Origin of the sequence: Nocardia aurantiaca (assembly GCF_009708175.1) — a bacterium.
In the GTDB taxonomy this organism is placed as follows: Bacteria; Actinomycetota; Actinomycetes; order Mycobacteriales; family Mycobacteriaceae; genus Nocardia; species Nocardia aurantiaca.
In genome coordinates, this window is sequence record NZ_WMBB01000016.1 from 84,916 (window position 1) to 105,255 (window position 20,340).

The following is a 20,340-nucleotide window of genomic DNA, read 5'->3' on the forward strand; positions in this document are numbered from 1 at the left end:
TGCTCGCTGATGCCGCATGTCGATACTCGCATCGCCGAGGGTACGGCCGACCGGGGAAGGGAGTACCCGGCCGGCCGCGATGTCCGGCGGTTGCAGGTTCGCCGGATGTTCTGTCCCGCAGTAGGAGTGCGTGATCGCTACTGCCGGAGCGAGGCGTTCGAACCGGTGGCCGGTTCACGGACGTGGGTCGGGGGATCGCTCTCGTAGAGCTCGTCGATCTCGATCGCGTACTTCGACGCGATGACCTTGCGCTTGAGTTTCATGGTGAGGGTGATCTCATCGCCGCCCACCTCCCAGAAGGTCGGCAGTATGCGGAAGCGCTTGACCTGCTCCACCCGCGAAAGCTGTTCGTTCCCGGTCGCTACTCCGACTTCGATCGCTCGGATGATCGTGGGGTCGGCTGCCAGGGTCGCCGCGGATGAATCCGCCAGTTCACGCTGCTGCGCGTAGCGCTCGACGGTCTCCGCGTCGAGGACGATCAGGGCCGTGTTGTAGGCACGTCCGTCGCCGATGACGGTCATCGCGCCGATCAACGGGGTGGTGGCCTTGATGGTGTTCTCGATGTGGGACGGCGACATGTTCTTGCCCGCGGCGTTGATGATCAGTTCCTTCTTGCGGTCCACGACCGCGAGGTACCCGTCGTCGTCGATGGTGAAGACGTCACCGGTCGCCAGCCATCCGTCGGCGTCGATCGCTTCCCGCGTCTGGTCGGGCAGTCCCCGGTAGCCTTTCATCACCAACGGCCCGCGCACGTGCATTTCGCCGTCGGGACCGAGGCGGCATTCCAACCCGGGCAACAGCTTTCCGACAGTGCCCAATCTGGCGTGGTCGGGGTGGGAGACGGTGCCGACGCACGACAGCTCCGACATGCCCCAGCCCTCGGCGATCGGAACTCCCAGTCCGGCGAAGAATCCCAGCGTTTGCGGAGGTATGGGAGCCGCCCCCGACAGCGCCCACCGCAGGCGGTCGAAGCCGAGCACCGCTCGCAGGTTCCGTAGTACCCGCTCGTCGGCGAGCTTCCAATCGGCGGTGACGTCGGCGGGTTCGGGTTCGCCGGCGAGCCGGTAGCGGCCGCGGATCGCCGCCACGGACAGCGCCCATTCCATCACCGCACGGCGCTCGGGGTCGGTTTCGTTGGCCACCTTGAATTCGATTGCCGCCTTGAGTTTCTCCCAGATCCGCGGCACGGCTCCCCAGATGGTCGGGTGCAGGTCGACCACCGCCGCCGCGATGTCCTTGGCGTCGCGGACGCAGGTCACCTGGGTACCGAAGACCTCTTGCGCATAGAGAGCGCTGAACCGGTCGGCGATGTGCGCGGAGGGAAGAAACGACGTGATGGTGTCGCCGAACTCGAAGCCGAGCACGTCGGCGACGGCGTACATCTGGAACATCAGGTTGGCGTGGGTGGTTTCCACGCCCTTCGGATTGCCGGTGGTGCCCGAGGTGTAGATGAGCGTGGCTATGTCCTCGGGCTGGACCGCGCGCCATGCGGCGTCGAAATCGAAGTCGGCCGTCCCCGCCGCGATGAGATCCGCTACCGACAGGGTTCCTTCGGGCACGCCGTCGAGGCAGACGATGTGGTCGAGGACGATGTCGCCGGCGCGCAGGCGCGCCACGTACTGCGATTCGCAGATCACCACGCGCACACCGGCATTGCCGAGCACATAGGCCAGTTGTTCGGCCGGCATCGTGTTGTACACCGAGAACGAGGTCGCGCCCAGATGCTGCGCACCGACCTCGAGCGGATAGAACTCGATCCGGTTGCTCATCATCAACGCGATGGTGTCGCCGCGGCGGACGCCGATGCCGGCGAGCCCGGCCGCGACCGCGCGCACCTGGCTCGCGTATTCGCGCCAGGTCATCGTCTGGGCGTCGCCGGGGGTGCGCAGCGCGACCGCGTCGGGGGAGATCGCCGCGGTGTGCTGGAATGCCGCGGGCAGAGTTTCGAAGCGAGATGCGGGCATCAGCGGATCCTTCCGTGCAACGCGGAGACCAAACGGTCGACAATGGCGTCGGTGAGGGGTTTGCGGGCGAACGTCGTGAGCGCCAGCGGCAAGGGGAAGCGTTGCCACGTGGTCGATTTGGAGTAGGTGAATTCGCGGAGCCCGTCGGGGCCGTGCACGCGCCCGAATCCGGAAGCGCCGACACCTCCCAACGGCAGGTTCGGTACGGTGGCGTGCGCGACGAACGCGTTGATCGAGGTGCCGCCGGTGTGGATCCGGTCCGCGATCTCCCGTCCGTGGCGTCGGGCGAAAACGGTTGCGCCGAGGCCGTACTCACTGGCATTGACCAGTTCGACCGCTTCGTCCATGTCGGCCACCCGGGTCACGGTCAGCGTCGGCCCGAACGTCTCCTCGGTGACCGCCGAACAGTCTTCGGGCACGTTCACGAGGATGGTGGGCTGCACGAACTGGCCGTCGATGGCATCCGGCCCGCCGATCAGCGCACTCCCGCCCCGTGCCAGGGCGTCGCCGAGATGACGCCGGATGACGTCGAGCTGCTTCGGCATGGTGATCGGGCCGATCTTCGCCGGCTCGTCGCCCGCACGCAGGTCATCGGTCAGCGCCAGGAGCTTGGTCAGGAATTCGTCGTAGACCTCGGTGTGCACGTAGACGCGCTCGACACCCAGGCACGTCTGCCCGGCGTTGGACATTCCGCCCCAGATCGCAGCGTCGGCCGCCGCGGTCAGATCGGCATCCGCGTCGACGAGGAGCGCGTCCTTGCCGCCGCATTCCATCAGCACGGGGGTGAGATTCTCGGCGCACGCGGACATCACGCGTTTCCCGGTCTCGGTCGATCCGGTGAAGCCGATCTTGCCGACCCCGCTGCGGCACAGTGCCGCCCCGGTCTCGCCCGCCCCGGTGATGACCTGCAGGACAGGAACTTCCGGCACAGCCCGCCCGAAAGCCTCACCGAGCCATACGCCGACGCCTGGGGAGTATTCGCTGGGCTTGAACACGACCGCGTTTCCGGCGGCGAGTGCGAACGATATCGAGCTCAACGGTGTGAAGACCGGGTAATTCCAGGGGCCGATGACGCCGACAACCCCGAAGGGACGGTATTCGACGCTGCAACCCTGATTGATCGTGAGCAGGCTCGCACCCACCGTCCGGCGGGCCAGCACCCCGCGTGCGTTGTGCGCCGCCCACTTCAAGTGCTCGAGGGCCATGACTATCTCGAGTTTGGCGTCGGAGATCGGTTTACCCATCTCTTCGTGCATCAGGTGTGCGAGATCGTCGCGTCCCCGGGTGATCTCGGCGCGCCACCGGTCCAGGTGCCGACGGCGCTCCTCGAAATCCAGAGCGGCCCACCAGGTCCCGGCCGACCGGCCGCGTGCGACGGCGGCCGTGACGTGGTCGGCGGTGTGGACCGGATACTCGCCCACCGCGATGCCGGTTGCCGGATTGCGCACCTCGAACGAGGTCGTTGTGCGAGTAGTCATCGACCGGCCTCTCGTGTCTCCCACTGTGCCCCGTCGGCGAGGCCCTTCGCGATCGCCTTGGTGACGGACCGGGCCACCGGACTTGCCGTGGCCAGCAGCGGCCGCAGCACCGCCTTTCCCTCGAGGGCGAATGTCCAGGTCAACCGAGTCCCCGTCGAGATCTGCTCGAGCTGAATGTCCTCGGCGAACCGATTCAGTCCCGGGATCGACGCGGACTTGACCGCGAATGTCATTCGGGACCCGTCCTGCCAGCGGTAGAACCGCTCCTCGAGCCGGATGAAGCGCCCCACGGTAACGACACGGGTGGTGCCGATGCCGAACGGGCGCGTGGAGGTCCACCGCACCGCGGTGATGACCGGGGACCAGGACACCAAGGCGTCGTCCGCGGTCAATCGGTTCCACACCGCCCGGGAGTTCTGGGGGAGGTCGACGACATGCCGGTAGCGGTGGTCGGCGTCGCGCAGGAAGGTATCGCCGGCTGAAGCGAGTGCGAAGCGCTCGGTCATAGGTGAGATGGCCTTTCATTGGCAGGGATCCAGGAGAGAACAGGTGGCGAGCACACCGCTTCGCCTGCCTTCGGGTTCACTGACCGATGCCGAACCGGCCCAACAGCTTTCGTGTAGACGCCCCCACGGCGGTGGCACGCATCAGGGCGTGGAACTGCCGACTGTCATCGCGGGGCAACAGCATCGACGACTGCAACCCATCGAGAATGTCGAACAGGGTTTCGCCTTCGCACATGCGACCGGAGCTGTCGAAGTGGTAGCGGTCCACCGCCGAGACCTGCACGAATCGACCCGTGCCCGGGATCGCCGGTGCCGAGTCGTCGTACGGGTACAGGCGGAGTGGCCCGTCCCAGTGGCCGCTGCCGACGTAGCGGACCGCGAAACTCACCCGTCCCTCGGGTGTGACATCGAGGTACACCTGACCCGGCAGCGGGTCGTAGCGCCAATCCGGGATGGCGTCGAAGAAGCAGTAGTTGTACTTCACGAACTCGGGGATCCCGACCATCGTCCGGCCGAACGAGGATACGTCCTTCCAGCGCACGTCCGGCGTGTACAGCTCGTCGGCGACGCTCATGTCCCGTTCGAGCCAGCTCCACCAGTACTTCTTGGTCCACTCCAGCAGCCAGCTCAGTTCGACCCCGAGCTTCTCGTAGAACGCGAGCTTCGCTTCGAACTCGGCGAACCACTGCAACGCGTTGGCGGTCAGCTGGTCTTCGGACATCGAGCGCACCGGAGCGCCGCGATTGCCCGTCACGAATTCCGGTGCCGGCTGCCGGTACCGGCGCTTCAGCAGCGCCTGTTGAAACTTCTCTTCCGAGTAGTTCGAAGCGGGCTGCGGGGGAGTGGTCTTTCGTGCCATCGATTCCGTCTCCATTGATCGGCTGGGGCACCGCACGGTGTTGACAACGATTGTGTCCTACAGTGATCCTGATACAGGAGACGGTTGTAGTCAAGATGAAGGAGGTTCTCGATGAGCGCGGAGCCGACAACGAAGTCGCTGGTGTGCCCAGTCGATCACGGCGGGGGTACGGCGCAACCGACCGAGCGACGCGCAGTACCCGCGACACGCTTCAGCACCCGCACGATGACCAGCGAGGTTCTGCGCAGAGGGTTCGGGCGCGAAGACGGCATGGTCGCTCGCCTCGAAGGACACGACTTCGCCCGCTGGCGCATCGGGCAGCGGCGCTGGGTGTCCATCCAGCACCCCGACGACATCGACCACGTTCTGCACAAGCACCGGGAGAATTACCCCAAATCTCCGGACTACGAGCCCTTGCGGGGAGTGCTGGGGCTCAGTCTCTTCACCGACGACGACCCGTCGTGGTCGCGGCACCGCAAGATGCTCAATCCCAAGTTCCAGAAGCGTCATGTTGATGCGTTGTTGCCGCTGATGGTGGGGACGGTGCTCGAATTCCGCGAAACGCTCGACAACCTCCCCGATGGGAGCGAGGTCGAAATGGTCGGGCTGATGACCGATCTGACGCTGGAGGTCGCGGGCCATTCACTGTTCAGCCAGAGCTTCCGCGGCTACTTCGGCGACGACACCGCGGAGTTGATCACCGAAGGGTTGCGCAAGGGAACCTGGCTGTCGCGGATCTTCTTCCTGGTCGACCCGCCGCGCTGGATGTCCAGCGCCGTGTGGAAGGTGATGCACAGCCGGAAGATCCCGACACCACCGCCGTTCAATCGATTCCAAAAGGTCGCCCGGGTGATCGATGGCGCGGCGGACAAGGTACTGCGCGAGCGCCTGGCGCACCCCTCGGACTCACCGGACCTGCTCAACCTGCTGCTGGAAGTGGCCGACGACGACGGCCCGCTGACGCCCGATCGCACTCGGGCCGAGGCGATCTCATTCATGCTCACCGGCTACGAGACCACCGCGAACGCGATGTGCTGGCTGTGGTATCTGCTGGCGTTGAATCCGGATGCGCGCCAGCGGATGCTCGACGAGATCGATTCCGTGCTGCAAGGTCGGGTGGTCACCCTCGAGGACGTACCCAAGCTGCAGTGGACCACGGCCTGCCTGGAGGAGTCGATGCGAATCTTCCCGCCGGTGTGGATGATCACTCGCGAAGCGGTCGAGGACGACGTCATCGGCGGGCACCCGGTCAAGGCGGGCGAGACGGTCGCCATCGTGATCGAGCACGTCCACCGCGACCCTCGATTCTGGCCAGATCCAGGGCGTTTCGACCCGTCACGATTCCTGCCGGGTGCCGATCGCGACCGTCCGCGTTCGTCGTATCTCCCCTTCGGCGGCGGTAAGCGCATCTGCATCGGACGCAACTTCGCGCTGCTCGAGGCGGTCATGCTCACCGCGACGCTCAGCCAGAACCATGTCTTCGACCTCGTTCCGGGGCATCAGGTGGAGGCGGAGACGACCTTCACCCTGCGTCCCCGGCAGGGAATCCAGATGATTGCGAGGCGTCGTGACCAGTGAACGACTCCGTGTCGCGATCGTGGGTGCCGGCCCGGCCGGTATCTACGCCGCCGACCGGCTCATCAAGGAAATCCCGGATGTGCGCATCGATCTGCTCGAGCGGCTACCCGCGCCGTTCGGTCTGATCCGGTACGGCGTCGCTCCCGACCATCCACGCATCAAGGGCATCATCCGCACGTTGCATCGTGTCCTCGACCAGCCGCAGGTCCGGTTTCTGGGAAACGTGGACTACGGCATCGACGTGGACCTGGAAACGCTGCGCAGCAACTACCACGCGGTCGTCTTCGCCACCGGAGCTCTGAAGGACCGTCCCCTGCGGGTGGCCGGAAACGACCTGGATGGCTCGTACAGCACGGCGGAGTTCGTCTCCTGGTACGACGGGCATCCCGACGGCCCGCGGACCTGGCCCCTGCACGCCCGGAAAGTGGCCGTGATCGGCATGGGCAACGTGGCTCTCGACGCGGCCCGGATGCTGGCCAAGACCGCGGATGAGTTGGCGCACACCGAGATTCCTGACAATGTCTACGATGGGCTGGCCGCGAACGCCGCGACCGAGATCCATGTCTTCGGCAGGCGCGGTCCGGCCCAGGCCAAGTTCAGCCCGATGGAACTGCGAGAGCTCGACGAGTCGCCGAACATCGATGTCATCGTCGACCCGAACGACATCGCCTATGACGATGCGTCGATCGCGGCGCGCACGTCCTCGAAGATCACCGATCAGGTTGCCGCCATCATCGAGGACTACGCGGCGCGCGGCAGTCAGGGGCGAGCGCACAAGCTGGTGCTGCACTTCTTCGAAGAGCCGATCGAGATCCTCGGAAACGACGGGGCCGTAACCGCGCTGCGCACTGAGCGCACCAAGCTGGACGGGACCGGAAACGCGGTGCGCACAGGTCAATTCACCGATTGGCCGGTGGAGGCCGTGTACCGCGCCATCGGCTACCTCTCCGATGAGCTCCCCGAATTGCCGTTCGATACACACCGTGGCGTCATACCCAACGATGAGGGCCGGATCGAAGGCTTGCCCGGCGTCTATGTCACCGGCTGGGTTCGCCGCGGTCCGGTCGGCCTGATCGGCCACACCCGCAGTGACTCGGCCGAAGTCATCGCCGGGCTGCTCGCCGACTACAAAGCCGGGAAGTTCTCCGATGAGGTCGGCCCCGACATCGTGGAGATCCTCGACGCCCGTGGCCATCTCTACACCACCTGGGATGGCTGGCACCGGCTCGACGCCCATGAACGCGGCCTCGGTGCCCAACGCGGGCGCGAACGCACCAAAGTCGTCGAGCGCGCCGACATGATCGCGGCTGCCCAGGCTCTCGACTGACCATTCCGCAACGATCGCGAAAGGAGATCACGATGAACGACTACAAGGTGTACGTGTGTACGCAATGTGGCTTCGAGTACGACGAGGCCAAGGGCTGGCCGGAGGAGGACATCGCCCCCGGCACGCGCTGGGCGGACATCCCCGACGATTGGAGCTGCCCGGACTGCGGTGCCGCCAAGGCCGACTTCGACATGGTCGAGGTCGAACGAGCCTGAACCCGTTGAGGGAGCCCGGATGCTGAGCATCCGGGCTCCCTCTCGTTGTCTCCCTGCTGTTCCGAATCGCTTCCGCTGCGATTCGGTTGGTATGCAATGCCATTCGACCCCGCGCGGGCGGCGGGGTCGAATGGCCGTGTCAGGCTTCGGCCTCGCACGCCTCCAGGGTCACCGGGACACCGTTGAGGTGGGCCATGCCTCCGAGCCGCTCGATGTCCTCGAAGGCCGTCGACATCAGCTGATTGACGTTGGCGCCGCCGGACTTGTTGGCAAGCTCCCAGGACCCGCCCGCATGTCCCCATCCGTGAGGTACGGCGACGGTGCCCGGGCCGACATCGTCGGTGAGCAGCGCGATCGTCTGGATCTGTCCGTGGCGGGAGCGGATGCGCACGGGTGCGCCGTCGGCGATGCCGGCTGCCGCGGCGTCGGCCGGGTTGATGCGGGCGGAGTGGCGACGATTGCCCTTCATCAGGCTGGGGGCGTTGTGGTGCCAGGAGTTGTGGGAGCGCAACTCGCGCAAGCCGATCAGCTTGAGCGGGAAGTCGGCGTCGGCGTACGGTGCGAGCCGGGCGAGTTCGTCGGCGATCTCGGGTGGGTCGAGCCGCACCTTGCCGCCGCGGTGGCGCAACACCTGATCGAGGCGACCGGTCGCGGCGTGCTCGCTCAACACGATGCCGTGGGGGTTCTCTCGTAGTTTCCGGGGGTTGAGTCCACCACGGCGCAGGCCGAACAGGTCTCCGTGCGGCCCCAGGCGCAGGAGCGCCTCCATCATCGGTCGCGGCGTGAGCCGGGCTGGGATCTTGGTGGTCAGACCGGCGAGGTGACGCAGCGGACCGAGGTGGAACATGCCGATGCCGGCGCGGCGGGCGATGTCGTCGATGATCTGCCATTCGGGCCGGGCCTCGCCGTACGCCGGTAGGACGGCCTCGGTGGCCTGGATGAACGGTGTGGGCGAGGCGGAGGTGACGCCGATGGGGTAGTCCTCGCGTTCCAGCCACGTGGTGGCAGGGAGGACGTAGTCGGCGTGCCGATTGGTCTCGTTCACATAGAGATCGATCGACACCAGGAGATCGAGTCGGCCGAACGCCTCGGCGAGGGCTTTGCCGTTGGGCACCGAGAGGACAGGATTGCCGGCGGTCACGAAAAGCGCGCGCAGTCGGCCCTTTCCGGGTGTGGTGATCTCGTCGGCCATGAGAGCGGCCGGGTACGCGCCGAGCACCTCGGGGAAGCCGCCCAGCCGCGATTTCGAGTGGGCGTAGGTCGCGATGCCGACGCGCTCGGCGATCTCCTCGGCGGGAATCACGCCGCGGGAGAACAACGTGCCGCCCGCTCGGTCGAGATTGCCGGTGACCAGCGTGAGGACGTCGATCAGGAAGCCCACCAGGGTCGCGTAGCGCCCGAGGCACGAGCCCGTGCGCCCATATGCCGTGGCGCTGGGAGCGGCAGCGAAATCGCGAGCCAAGCGGCGGACGTCGTCGGCGGGCACGCCGGTGATCGTCTCGGTCTTCTCGGGCGGGTGCGCGGCCGCGGCACGACGGATCAGGGCGACGCCGATGGACTGGCGGGCGATGGCAGCCTTGTCGACCAAGCCCTCGGAGAACAACACGTGTAGCAGCGAGAGCAGCAGCCAGGCGTCCCCGTCGGGGCGGATGGCCACATGCTCGTAGGCGCGCGCGGTTTCGGTCCGTCGCGGATCGACCACGACGACTCTTCCGCCGCGTCGCACGATCGCGGAGAGCTGATCCTTGATGCGCGGGGCGCTGATGGCGCTGCCGTGGGAGACGAGCGGGTTGGCTCCCAGCATCAGCACGAAGTCGGTGCGGGGCAGATCCGGGAACGGCAATTGGGCCACGCTGCCGTACAGCAGGCTGCTGGCCACGAACCGGCTGTTGATGTCCTGGGAGCCGGGGCCGTAAATGTGTTTGGTACCAAGTCCGTTGGCGAAACCGAATACCCACAGCGCATGGGAGTAGGAAAAGGCCGACGGATTCCCGAAGTAGATCCCGACCTCGTCGTGTGGGATCGTGCGCAGTCGAGAGGCGATGTCCTCGAGCGCTTGGTCCCAGGTGACCTGTTCGAACTCGCCCGCCGCGTTGCGCCTGAGTGGGTGCAGCACCCGGCCGGGGTCGTTCTGGATCTCGGTGAAGGCAATGCCTTTGGGGCAGGCCTGTCCCCGGGAGAGCGGATGTTGCGGGTCGGGCCGCAGTGACTGGAGCCGACCGTTCTCGACGGTGGCGACCAGGCCGCAGAGGGGCTCGCAGATCCGGCAGTAGGTCACATGCTTCTCGATCGGCATGCTTTGTCTCGCTTTCACTTTGGATATTGACACTGCTGCGACCGGCTCCGCGAAGTCGGCAGCTATCGCCGCCGGATCAGCCGCTGCGCGGCCGCGCCGACACTGCCCGCCCCGACCAGCGCCCGGAACACGGGACTCCTGTCGCTCGGTAGCAGATTCGACATCTGCATCGCTTCGAACGCGTCCCACATCGTCTCGCCCCGTTGCAGCTGACGGTCGGTGTTGAAGTGGTATCGATCGACGGCGGGAGCCTGCATGAACGCGCCGGTCGCGGGCATCGCCGGCGCGGACTTGTCGAACGGGTACATCCGCAACGGCTTCTCCCAGAAGCCGGTCCCGACGTAGCGGCCCATGAGCCGCACCTCGCCGTCGCGCGTGACGTTGATGAAGAACTGGCCGGGCAGCAGGTCATAGCGCCAGTCCGGGATCGCGTCGAAGAACGCCTGGTTGTAGTCGATGAACGCCTGGATCCCGACCATCGGCCGACCGAAGGACACCGGATCCTTGTACTCCACATCCGGTGCCAAGAGCTCCGGAAGCGCTTGCTCGTCGACGCCTTGGTCCCACGCCATCCAGTACTTCTTGAACCAATCGTTGAGCCACATGATGTCGTGGCCGAGCTTCTCCGAATAGAAGCTGGTTTGCTCTTCCAGTTCGAGGAACCACTGCCGTGTGAGGCGGTTCAACTCGTCCTCGCCTAGCGCGCGCTGTCCGTATGACCTGTTGCCCTGGACGAACCGCGGGGCCGGTTTCCTGAGCCGTCTGCGGTCGAGTGCGCGCTGGAGCCTGGCTTCGAATTCCTCTGTGCCGCTCGCTGATTCGGAGGCTCCCTGGCCTGCCATCGTCTCGTCTCCATTGATCGGGCGGGGTGCGCTCCACGCTTTATTGACAACGCTTGTGTCCAACAGTGATAGTGATGCAGGAGACGCTCGTAGTCAAGATGTTCGGGGTCTCGATGAGCTGTGCCGACAACGAGTCCGAGAATCACGAAATGAGCCGATCATGAACGCTCTGACCCTGCTGTCCCAGGTGGTTACCCCGTGGACACGCGATTCCGATCGTGTCGATCTCAAGGGTCGGGTCGCGTTCGTGACCGGGGCCGCGCAAGGCATCGGGTTCGCTACGGCCGAGGCACTGGTCGCCCGGGGCGCGCGCGTCGTCGTGGTCGATGTGGAGGGCGATGCACTGGAGAAGGCCGTCACCGCGCTCGGTTCGCAGGCAGCCCACGGCGTGACCGCAGACGTGCGCGACCGGCACGCGATGGCCGACGCGGTGGCCGAAGCCGTTTCACGGTTCGGCCGGATCGACGTGGTCGTCGCCAACGCCGGTGTCACGCCGCCGCCGGCTACCTTGCGCTGCGTCGACCTGGACGACTTCGATCGGGTGATAGCGATCAATCTGACCGGTGTGGTCAACACGGTGAAACCGGCACTGGAGCAGGTGATCGAGCACGGGGGGCATGTCGTTGTGGTTTCCTCGGTGGCCGCCTTCGCCCCGGGCTTCGGAGGTGCGTCCTATGCGGCCAGCAAGGCGGGTGTCGAACAAGTCGGCCGAGCGCTGCGGATCGAGCTCGGCAGCACAGGGGCGACTGCGGGCGTGGCGTATTTCGGCGTGGTCGACACCGCGCTGGTGAAGCACGCGCTCGACGATGACCCGCTCGGACACCGGGTGGACAGGCTGATGCCGGCGCCGATCCGCCATCGAATCACGGCCGCCCGAGCGGCGGAGGTGCTCGTCGACGGCATCGTCAACCGATCCGCCCGCACGATCGCGCCTTCAGCCTGGGAGCCGTACTCGTTGTTCCGCGAGGTCCTGAATCGTCAGCTGGACAACCTGTTTCGATCCGATCCTCGTGTGCAGGACATCGTTCAGGCGGTCGAGCGCCGCCGCCGTGCGATGCGCTGAGCCGAAGCGGTGGTCGCGTGGCCACGCTGATGAATCCCCTTCTGAAGTAGGTCGACCCGAGGGTGATCGGCTCCCGGATCACCATGTCCGACAGTGATTCGTCGGAACGGCGGCGCAGCTGCCGTGGATCGAGCGCGCACTACCACGTTGCCGACGTCGCTGCCCGCGGGATCGCGGCTGTCCGGAGCGGGGTGGCTATTACATTACATGAGAAGGATGGGGCGGAGATGGACTGGTCCGGGATCGTGGCGGACCTTCGTGAGGACTGGTACCTCTACGCGGTCATGCCGGTCTTCGCGGCCGTCATCGGATGGTTCACCAAATTGGCGGCGGTCGAAATGCTGTTTCGGCCATTGGAATTCAAGGGTATTCCGCCCTACCTCGGCTGGCAGGGGATCATTCCTCGCTATTCGGCGAGGATGGCCACGGTCGCGGTGGACCTGATGATGTCACGGCTGTTGGATCCGCAGGAGATCATCGACCGCATCGATCCGGCCGAATTGGCCGAGCACGTCCAGGAGCCGATGCTCGAGACCGTCGAGGGCATCGTGCACGAGCTGATGATGCGGTACCAGCCTGGACTGTGGGAGCGGCTTCCAGAACCGGTGCGGCGTATTATCGTTCGCCGCATCCAACATGACGCGCCGGCGCTCATCGGGCGCATGATGGACGACCTGAAGAACAATGTGGACGTCGTCTTCGACATGCGCACGATGTGTATCGACGCGTTGTTGCGCGACAAGGCGCTCACGGTGCGTTTGATCCGCGATATCGCGACTCCGGAGCTGCGGTTCATCGTCCGCTCCGGTCTGATCTTCGGATTCATCCTGGGCATCGTGCAAGCCGCGGTGTGGGCGCTCACGCACTCGACCATCGTCATGCCGCTGTTCGGTGCGTTCGTGGGGTACTCCACCGATTGGCTCGCGCTGCAGATGATCTTCCGACCCATTCATGAGAAACGCTACTTCGGCGTCTTCCGTTGGCACGGCTCGTTTCACAAGCGACGCAAGCAGGTGGCCGTCGACTACGGCACTCTCATGGCCACCGAAATCCTCACCCCGGCCAACATCATTCATGCCATGCTGACCGGAGCCCAGTCCGACCGTCTTTTCTCCCTCATCGAATACGACATCCAGCGTGTCATGGATCAGCAGATGGGCCTTGCCAAACCGGTCGTCGAGCTCGCTTTCGGGCGCGGCACTCTCGCGGCCATGAAGCACGATATCGTTGCCATGGTCCGCGAGCAGGTGCCCCGAAGTTCCGCGCAGATCGAGCATTACACGATGCGGGCCCTCGATGTCCCCGGGCTGATCATCGAGAAGATGGGGATGCTCACCAACGAGGAATACGAGAATCTGCTGCGTCCCGCCTTCAAACAGGACGAGTGGAAGATCGTGACGGTAGGCGCCGTCCTGGGCTTCCTCGTCGGTGAACTCCAAGTGCATCTGCTGCTGCACTGACCGCCAACCTCAGCGAAGTGGGGGACCCAGGTCGATCACTGAATTCCGGTGAGACTGCGACGTAGTCGGGCGGCCGTGTTGGGGACCTCGAGGACCTTCATGAGCAGTTTGAACTGCAGCGAGCCGGCCTTCGGGAAGACCCCGGCCCCTTGGAGGCCTTCGAAAGCGTCCCAGATGGTTTCACCGCGGTACAGCATGCCGTCGGCGTTCCAGTAGTAGCGGTCCACCGCTGAGCACTGCATGAATGCTCCATTGCCGGGCAGTGATTCGGCGGTCTCGTCGAAGGGGTACACCTTCAACGGGCCGTCCCAGTGGCCGGTGCCGAGGTAACGAACCATCATCTGCACGGTGCCGTCAGGGTTGATCTGGAGGAAGGACTGGCCGGGCAGCGGGTCGTAGCGCCAGTCGGGGATCGCGTCGAAGAACGCGATGTTGTAGTCGATGAACTCCTGCAGGCCGACCATGGTCTTGCCGAAGGAGACCGGATCCTTGTAGGTCACGTCCTGGGTGCAGAGCTCCGCGACGGCGTCCAGGTCTCGGACCAGCCACGCCCACCACCACTTCTTGGTCCAGTCGAGTACCCAGTGCACATCGTGGCCGAGCTTCTCGTAGAAGCCGATCTGCTCCTCGAACTCGCGGAACCAGATGCGCGCATTTTCGTTGAGCTCGTCCTCGGTGAAGACTCGCTCTTCCTGGGACCTGTTGCCGCAGAAGAACTTCGGTGGGGCTTTCTTCAGCATCCTGCGGTCCAGGGCCTGCGCGAACTTCGCTTCGGAGTAGTTCGAAGCCGGCTGTTGGGAAGTGATTCTCCGTGCCATCGTTCCGTCTCCATTGATCGGCGGGGGGTGTGCCCACATCGTGTTGACAACGGTTGTGTCCAATAGCGATGGTGATACAGGAGACGGTCGTAGTCAATATCGGATCAGCGTCCGAACCGCAGTGACACCTCGTCCGAGACGGGCCGCGCCCGGCAGGTCAGCACATAGCCCGCGTCGATCTGATCGCGGGTGATCGCCAAGAGGGGATCCGGCGCCATCTCCACATTCCCGCGTTCGACCATGGCCAGGCAGGTTCCGCACGAGCCGCCCAGGCACGAGTACGGGAGATCCGGGCGCAGTTCGAGTGCGGCGTCGAGAATCGGTGTGCCCTGTGGCATTTCGAAGACGAGATCATCGCCGTGTCCGGTGAGCGCGACGCGGCAACGAGTCTGTGCTGCGGCGGGCGGGGCGCTGATCTCCCGTGTTTCGAACAGTTCGATCAGGATCCGAGATCTGTCGATGCCGCGTTCCCTGAGCGCCTGGTGCATATCGGTGACGAGTCCTCGCGGTCCGCACAGCATCCATAGGTCGGCGTCGTGCGCGGCGATCTGTGTCGCGGAGATGCGCCCATGGCGATAGTCGATGGCTGAGCCCTTCCGCGGTCGGCGAATGGTCGACTGGCGGGATAAGTGGTGAACGACGCGGAGGCGATCTCCGAACCGTCGTGTCAGGGCGACGATTTCGGTTGTGAGCATGGTGTCGTCGAGGTCGCGGCTGCCGTAATGGAGGACGAAGGTGCTCGCGGGCTCGGCCTCGAGCGTTGTCGCGATGATCGAGACGACCGGAGTGATGCCGCTCCCGCCCACGACGGCACAGTATGTGCGGGTCGAGTGGGCGCCCGGCGGAGTGAACACGCCTGTCGGTTCCGAGACGTACAGGTCCGTGTCCGAGGGGAAATGATCGACAGCGTAGGGCGAGAACGCGCCGCCGTCCCGGCGTTTGACGGCGATCCGCAGCCGCCCGGACCCGGCGGCGTCGCACAGCGAATAGCTGCGGCGAACCGGCCGGCCGTCTCGCGTTCCGTGGATGACGACATGCTGGCCCGCCGAGAAGCGATATCGGGGTGCCAGCCGGGCGGGCACATCGAATTCGATCACAACGCTGTCCGGGGTGTCCGCCTCGATCGAGCGAACTCGCAGACGGTGGACACCTCCGACTCGAACGCATGGCAGCGGGTCGAATTCGGTGCTGGAATCCCTTGTCGCCAAGGACAGTCCGGCAAGAATGCTCTGCGCTCCTGCGAGGCCGAGGCTGCCCATCGCGGCGGTGGCACGCCCGAGCATCGCGGGACGCAGCGCCGCGGACGGGCGGTCGAGCAGTGCGGCGATGCGCGAGAACTGTTGTCCGACAGCCGCATCCCGTTCACCGAGCGCCATCGCGAGCTGGGTGAGCGGACCCAGGACCCGGATGTGCTGCCCGCCCCGGGTGCTCACATGCGGCATGGCGAGGTCGAACAGCCTGGTCATCGCCCACGCGTTGTCGATTGCCCGCGCGTTCGCGCCGAAGAAGCGCCGAGACAGGTCGTGGTCGCCGCCCGCGAGGGCACGCCGCAGTTCGACGGCCTGCATCGCCGACACCGACATGCCCTGCCCGAACGCCGGGCTGAAACTGCAGACCGCGTCACCGAGAACCAACAGGCCCTGCGGGAATCGGGCCGAGCGCTCGTACCGGCGACGCTGATTGGCCAGGTAACGATAGGTGGCGATGTCGGTGATCGGTTCGGCGTCGATGAGCGCCTCCCACACATCGCGGGGCGCGACCGAAGCCGCGAAACGCCAGAAACCGTCCTCGTCGCTCGGCGGATGATCGGCGCCATATCCGATCAAGGTCAAGGTGTGGCGCTGGCCCTCGATCGCGAACAAGGCGAGGCCGCGGGCGGGGTCCCGGTTCGCGATCACGATTTCCTTGTCCCCGCGAACCGATTCACCGCGCAGCCGCACATACCGGCTGGCGTACTTCATATCGATCCGCAAGCCCTCCTCGGCGGGCCGCTCGAAACCCAGATCCTCCAGCCATTGGTTCACCGGTCCGTGCCGACCCATGCAGCTGACTACCAGGTCGCCCTGGATCTCCTGTGTCCCATGGGAATCGGACGCGACACGCACGCCCGTGACGCGATCACCCGCATGATCGGTCATCAATGACAGGGCCTCGCAACAGTCGATGATCTCGACGTTCGCCAGCGAGCGAACGCGGGAGCGGACACGCCACTCCAGGAATGGGCGGCTCGCCTGCAACAGCGAGTATCCGGCATCGGATTGGTGCAGAGTGTGCCCGTAGATCGTCATTCGCAGCTCCGACATGGACCGGCACTCGATCGCGCCGTCGGTCAGCAATGCGGCGGTGATGCCGGGGAACAACTCCTCGAAGATCTGTTGCCCGCGGGCCAGCAGGGCGTGGACGTGTCGACCCTGTGGCACGCCCGGCCGGTCCCCGGGCATGGACAGATCATCGCGTTCGACAATCGTGACTTTGTCGAACGTGTCGCTCAGCACCCGTGCCGAGAGCAGGCCCGCCATGCTCGCTCCGAGCACGATCGCATGGGTTCGCGATCCGACAGGTGCGGAGCGCGGTTGCCGGTGCTGTCTCACTGGGGTCCTCCGAAACCAGGGAAATCTGTTCAGGCGCGTTCGATTTCGACCATGTCGAAGTCGGCCTTGGCCACGCCGCAATCCGGGCAGCACCAGTCGTCGGGGATGTCGTCCCATCGGGTGCCGGCGGCGATGTCCTCGTCGGGCCAGCCTTTGGCTTCGTCGTATTCGAAGCCGCACTGTGTGCACACGTAGACCTTGTAGTCGTTCATGGTGGCCTCCTTTTCGCATTCGGTCCGGAATGGACAGCGGGGTCCGCTCAGGCGGTGAATCCATCCATACTCGACAGGACTCGGAGCATGACTTCGTCGGCGCCGCCGCCGATGCTGGGCAACCGCTGGTCGCGAACGAACCTCGAGGTCCAGGTCTCCTCCATGTAGCCGATGCCACCGTGCACTTGCAGGCACCAGTCGCCGACCTGACGAATCAGGCGACAGGCTTTGAGCTTGGCGATGGTGGCCATGCGGGTGATGTTCTCCCCGGCCATGTGCGCGTCGACCATCGCATAGCCGTACTCGCGCAGCAGGTCGACTTCGGCGGCGAGCTCGGCATAGGTGTACTGCAGGTACTGGTTCGCCGCCAGCGGCGCGCCGAACACCTTACGTTGCAGCGCATAGGCTTTGGTGCGCTGCAACGCCTCGGTGCAGGCCACGTGGACGTTGTAGACACCCCAAGTGCGCTCGACGACGAACTGCACCATCTGCTGCTGAAACCCACGGCCGATCTCGCCGATCGTGTTGGCGACGGGGACCCGCACGCCGTCGAAGGTCAGCAAGCCGGTGTCGGATGCCCGCATGCCCAGCTTGTCGAGCTTCTCGGCGCAGAAACCGGGCGTGTCGGTGGGCACGATGATCTGGCTCATGCCCCGGTAGCCCCCCTCATCGGAGGTGCGTGCCAGCACACAGACCCAATCGGCCTGGATGCCGTTGGTGATGTACATCTTGGTGCCGTCGATCACCCAGTCGTCGCCGTCTCGGCGCGCACGGGTGCGGATTCCGGCCACGTCCGAGCCGGCGTCGGGCTCGGTGACCCCGATCGCGGCCACCATTTCCCCGCTCATCGCCGGCGCGAGATAGGCGGCCTTCAGCTCGTCGCTGCCGTGCGCGTGCAGCGACGGCGTGGCCATCGAGACCTGCACGCCCAACGCCAGGCCGAAGGCGCCGATCGCACACCGGCCCATCTCCTCGCCGAGCACGACGGTGTACGAGTGGTCGGCCCCTTGGCCGCCGTAGGCCGGGTCGTACTCCAGGCCGAGCATGCCGAGATCGGCCATCTCCTTGAAGATTTCGTGGAGCGGCATCATTCCGGCGCGTTCCCACTCGTCGGCGTGCGGGTTGATCCGCTCCTCGATGTACCTGCGGACGGTCGCGCGGAACGCGTCGTGTTCAGCGGTGAATTTCATTGTGATTCCTTGGGTGTCGTTGATCGTCGACTCCGCGCCGTGACGACTTCGGGAATGGGCGCGAGGGCCGGATGCGCCAGCATCGCGGCCGGAATGTTGATGTGCAGGTCGAGAAGCTGTTGGGCGGCTGCTTTGCCCTGCGGGTCGATGCGCAGCGAGGCAGCGCCGCCGCCACCGAGTCCGTTGTGCAGCAGGAAGTTCACGGAGTGACTGCCGGGCAGCATGAACCGTTCGATGTGCGTGGCGCCCAGGTGGTTCAGATACACACCGACCCTGCCGACGGTGAGCTGGGCGTGGATGAGGGGTTCGAAGTCGGGGTGCCGGGCGGCGATGCCGATGTTGACGTTGTCGCCTTTGTCGCCGCTGCGGCCGTACGCGATCGCGATCAACGGCAGCTCGACACCCGCTTCGACGGGCAGGTCCGTATCGATATCGCTGCCACGGGGACCGTCCTGAACGCACAGCGATTCGGGCACGTCGCCCCACTCGGAGTCCAGCAGTTGACCATCGACAGTGATCTCGGCAGCCACGAGGTCGCGAGGAACGAGGAACGATTCCAATCGCAGCACCGGTGACGGCTTGGGCAACCCGCCACCCACCCCGCCCATCCCGCATGGGCCGCCCACTCCGATCGACGGGAATTCACGCACGAACGCCGTCAACGCGGCTGGGTTGTCGTGATGGACCGCGATGCGCACCCACACCTCACGTGGCGTGAGTTCCTGGGCATTGGCGCCGTAGGTGTCCTCGGCGCCGACGACCTCGACGAGAGTGTCGCGAAAATCGGTGAAACCCCTGTCGGCGAACATCTTACGAGTGCGAGTCAGCAGATCCTGGGCAGCCCGGCGGCCGCGGCGTGCCGCATCGCGTCCACCGAGGAAAAACTGCACCTGAGTCCGGTGACCGTCGAACACCTGGGCACACGCCTTCAATGTCGCGGTCGGCGCGACACCACGCGCACCGCTCACCTCGACCCGATTGCGCCCGATCTCGCCGACCACCACCTGAGTCCAGTCACAGGTGACGTCGGGCAGCAGGTAGGCGGCCGGGTCGCCGATCTCGTAGAGCATCTGCTCGATGACCGTCCGCCGGTCGACCACCGCGTCGGTGCCGACGGGCGCGGTGATCTCGAAGCTCCCGTCGGCGCGCACCATCGCGATCGGGAACCCGCTGTTGACCCAACTGGGCGTGTCTTCCCAGTCGGTGAGCAGGCCACCGGTGGCCTGGGGGCCGCATTCGATCAGATGCCCGGCCAGGCTGCCGCCGGAAAGCACATCGAATTCCTCTGGACCCCAACCATATTCATGGATCAGCGGACCAAGTGTCAATGCGCTGTCGACGCAGCGGCCGGTGATCACCACCTCTGCTCCGGCGGCCAGCGCGGCCGCGATCGGCCTAGCCCCCAGATACGCGTTCATGCTGATCGGGCGGTCCGGGATCGCGGTGCCGCGACCCATCTCGCGAATGTCGAGTTCCCGCAACCGGTCCAGCCGCGGCATCAGGTCATCGCCATCGACGGCGGCGACGCGGACCTCGACACCGGACTCGGCCGCGAGCGCGCGCAGCCGCGCGGCGGCGGCCCGCGGGTTGACGCCGCCCGCGTTCGTGACGACCTTGACACCCGAGTCCCGCATCTGACGCAGGTTCGCGCCGATGGTCGAGATGATGTCGTGCGCGTACCCCTGGTCCGGATCCCTCATGCGTGCCTTGGTCAGGATGGCCATCGTGATCTCGGCCAGCGCGTCGTAGATCAGGTAGTCGCAGCGGCCGTCGGCCAGCAACTGGGGGGTCGCCAGATACGAATCACCCCACATACCGGCCGCGCCGCCGATGTTCACGCTCCAGTCGTTCATGTCGGCTCCTTCCGAGTCGGATCTATCGGGCCGCAACGGGAACCACCACGGCTGACTGTGTGCGTAGTGAGTCATTGGGCCTCGGTTG

General features: G+C 65.7%; 16 protein-coding genes. 5 read left to right on the plus strand and 11 right to left on the minus strand.

From position 1 onward, the window contains the following. Positions 1–137: 137 nt before the first annotated feature. The 4 genes from fadD11 to GLP40_RS28805 form a co-directional block, all read right to left on the minus strand. Positions 138–1,964, minus strand: coding sequence for a fatty acid--CoA ligase FadD11 (gene fadD11, locus GLP40_RS28790; RefSeq protein WP_154791158.1), 1,827 nt, complete (start codon positions 1,962–1,964; stop codon positions 138–140). Next, entirely contained in the window at positions 1,964–3,442 is a 1,479-nt protein-coding gene (locus GLP40_RS28795; RefSeq protein ID WP_154791159.1) for an aldehyde dehydrogenase family protein, read from the minus strand. Before GLP40_RS28795 ends, fadD11 begins: the two co-directional genes overlap by 1 nt. Then, entirely contained in the window at positions 3,439–3,948 is a 510-nt protein-coding gene (locus GLP40_RS28800) for an SRPBCC family protein (RefSeq protein WP_154791160.1), read from the minus strand. The genes GLP40_RS28795 and GLP40_RS28800 overlap by 4 nt, the downstream gene beginning before the upstream one ends. Before the next feature lie 76 nt (positions 3,949–4,024). Beyond that, complete coding sequence (locus tag GLP40_RS28805) at positions 4,025–4,807, minus strand: nuclear transport factor 2 family protein (RefSeq protein WP_154791161.1); 783 nt, start codon at positions 4,805–4,807, stop codon at positions 4,025–4,027. Positions 4,808–5,032: 225 nt separating this feature from the next. On the opposite strand from GLP40_RS28805, the gene GLP40_RS28810 reads away from it, so the two are divergent. The 3 genes from GLP40_RS28810 to GLP40_RS28820 are packed head-to-tail and all read left to right on the plus strand — an operon-like array spanning position 5,033 to position 7,927. After that, positions 5,033–6,385, plus strand: coding sequence for a cytochrome P450 (locus GLP40_RS28810; RefSeq protein ID WP_196054828.1), 1,353 nt, complete (start codon positions 5,033–5,035; stop codon positions 6,383–6,385). Beyond that, positions 6,375–7,712 (plus strand): FAD-dependent oxidoreductase, encoded by a 1,338-nt coding sequence (locus tag GLP40_RS28815; protein ID WP_328290788.1) that lies wholly within the window; start codon positions 6,375–6,377, stop codon positions 7,710–7,712. The genes GLP40_RS28810 and GLP40_RS28815 overlap by 11 nt, the downstream gene beginning before the upstream one ends. Positions 7,713–7,744: 32 nt before the next feature. Beyond that, the gene (locus GLP40_RS28820; protein WP_154791164.1) at positions 7,745–7,927 is read left to right on the plus strand and encodes a rubredoxin; all 183 of its coding nucleotides are present in this window, start codon (positions 7,745–7,747) and stop codon (positions 7,925–7,927) included. A 139-nt stretch (positions 7,928–8,066) separates the two neighbouring features. Here the strand turns inward: GLP40_RS28820 and GLP40_RS28825 are convergent, their stop codons facing one another. Next, complete coding sequence (locus GLP40_RS28825; protein ID WP_154791165.1) at positions 8,067–10,223, minus strand: molybdopterin-dependent oxidoreductase; 2,157 nt, start codon at positions 10,221–10,223, stop codon at positions 8,067–8,069. A 62-nt stretch (positions 10,224–10,285) separates the two neighbouring features. Continuing rightward, positions 10,286–10,909: a nuclear transport factor 2 family protein gene (locus GLP40_RS28830; protein WP_230330031.1), complete on the minus strand. Its 624-nt coding sequence runs from the start codon at positions 10,907–10,909 to the stop codon at positions 10,286–10,288. Between the two features lie 316 nt (positions 10,910–11,225). Here GLP40_RS28830 and GLP40_RS28835 point away from each other — a divergent pair, with 316 nt between their 5' ends. Together GLP40_RS28835 and GLP40_RS28840 are read left to right on the plus strand one after the other, a co-directional pair. After that, positions 11,226–12,128 (plus strand): short-chain dehydrogenase/reductase, encoded by a 903-nt coding sequence (locus GLP40_RS28835; protein ID WP_154791167.1) that lies wholly within the window; start codon positions 11,226–11,228, stop codon positions 12,126–12,128. A 227-nt stretch (positions 12,129–12,355) separates the two neighbouring features. Further along, positions 12,356–13,588: a DUF445 domain-containing protein gene (locus tag GLP40_RS28840; protein WP_154791168.1), complete on the plus strand. Its 1,233-nt coding sequence runs from the start codon at positions 12,356–12,358 to the stop codon at positions 13,586–13,588. A gap of 35 nt (positions 13,589–13,623) precedes the next feature. Here GLP40_RS28840 and GLP40_RS28845 read toward each other — a convergent pair whose 3' ends face one another. From GLP40_RS28845 to GLP40_RS28865, 5 genes are all read right to left on the minus strand, one after another. Next, positions 13,624–14,406, minus strand: coding sequence for a nuclear transport factor 2 family protein (locus tag GLP40_RS28845; RefSeq protein ID WP_196054829.1), 783 nt, complete (start codon positions 14,404–14,406; stop codon positions 13,624–13,626). 104 nt (positions 14,407–14,510) lie between these two features. Continuing rightward, positions 14,511–17,114, minus strand: a complete 2,604-nt coding sequence (locus tag GLP40_RS28850) for a 2Fe-2S iron-sulfur cluster-binding protein (RefSeq protein WP_154791170.1) — start codon at positions 17,112–17,114, stop codon at positions 14,511–14,513. After that, entirely contained in the window at positions 17,027–17,209 is a 183-nt protein-coding gene (locus GLP40_RS28855; protein ID WP_154791171.1) for a rubredoxin, read from the minus strand. Before GLP40_RS28855 ends, GLP40_RS28850 begins: the two co-directional genes overlap by 88 nt. 47 nt (positions 17,210–17,256) lie before the next feature. Then, entirely contained in the window at positions 17,257–18,399 is a 1,143-nt protein-coding gene (locus GLP40_RS28860) for an acyl-CoA dehydrogenase family protein (protein ID WP_154791172.1), read from the minus strand. After that, on the minus strand, positions 18,396–20,327 hold the full coding sequence (locus GLP40_RS28865; protein WP_230330032.1) for an acyclic terpene utilization AtuA family protein: 1,932 nt from the start codon (positions 20,325–20,327) through the stop codon (positions 18,396–18,398). The genes GLP40_RS28860 and GLP40_RS28865 overlap by 4 nt, the downstream gene beginning before the upstream one ends. Positions 20,328–20,340 lie beyond the last annotated feature (13 nt).

Excerpts from the sequence above, each read along its gene's own strand:
- fadD11 (WP_154791158.1), bottom strand. The coding sequence starts at position 1,964 with ATGCCCGCATCTCGCTTCGAAACTCTGCCCGCGGCATTCCAGCACACC.
- GLP40_RS28795 (WP_154791159.1), bottom strand. The coding sequence starts at position 3,442 with ATGACTACTCGCACAACGACCTCGTTCGAGGTGCGCAATCCGGCAACC.
- GLP40_RS28800 (WP_154791160.1), bottom strand. The coding sequence starts at position 3,948 with ATGACCGAGCGCTTCGCACTCGCTTCAGCCGGCGATACCTTCCTGCGC.
- GLP40_RS28805 (WP_154791161.1), bottom strand. The coding sequence starts at position 4,807 with ATGGCACGAAAGACCACTCCCCCGCAGCCCGCTTCGAACTACTCGGAA.
- GLP40_RS28810 (WP_196054828.1), top strand. The coding sequence starts at position 5,033 with ATGACCAGCGAGGTTCTGCGCAGAGGGTTCGGGCGCGAAGACGGCATG.
- GLP40_RS28820 (WP_154791164.1), top strand. The coding sequence starts at position 7,745 with ATGAACGACTACAAGGTGTACGTGTGTACGCAATGTGGCTTCGAGTAC.
- GLP40_RS28825 (WP_154791165.1), bottom strand. The coding sequence starts at position 10,223 with ATGCCGATCGAGAAGCATGTGACCTACTGCCGGATCTGCGAGCCCCTC.
- GLP40_RS28835 (WP_154791167.1), top strand. The coding sequence starts at position 11,226 with ATGAACGCTCTGACCCTGCTGTCCCAGGTGGTTACCCCGTGGACACGC.
- GLP40_RS28840 (WP_154791168.1), top strand. The coding sequence starts at position 12,356 with ATGGACTGGTCCGGGATCGTGGCGGACCTTCGTGAGGACTGGTACCTC.
- GLP40_RS28845 (WP_196054829.1), bottom strand. The coding sequence starts at position 14,406 with ATGGCACGGAGAATCACTTCCCAACAGCCGGCTTCGAACTACTCCGAA.
- GLP40_RS28850 (WP_154791170.1), bottom strand. The coding sequence starts at position 17,114 with ATGGGACGACATCCCCGACGACTGGTGCTGCCCGGATTGCGGCGTGGC.
- GLP40_RS28855 (WP_154791171.1), bottom strand. The coding sequence starts at position 17,209 with ATGAACGACTACAAGGTCTACGTGTGCACACAGTGCGGCTTCGAATAC.
- GLP40_RS28860 (WP_154791172.1), bottom strand. The coding sequence starts at position 18,399 with ATGAAATTCACCGCTGAACACGACGCGTTCCGCGCGACCGTCCGCAGG.
- GLP40_RS28865 (WP_230330032.1), bottom strand. The coding sequence starts at position 20,327 with ATGACTCACTACGCACACAGTCAGCCGTGGTGGTTCCCGTTGCGGCCC.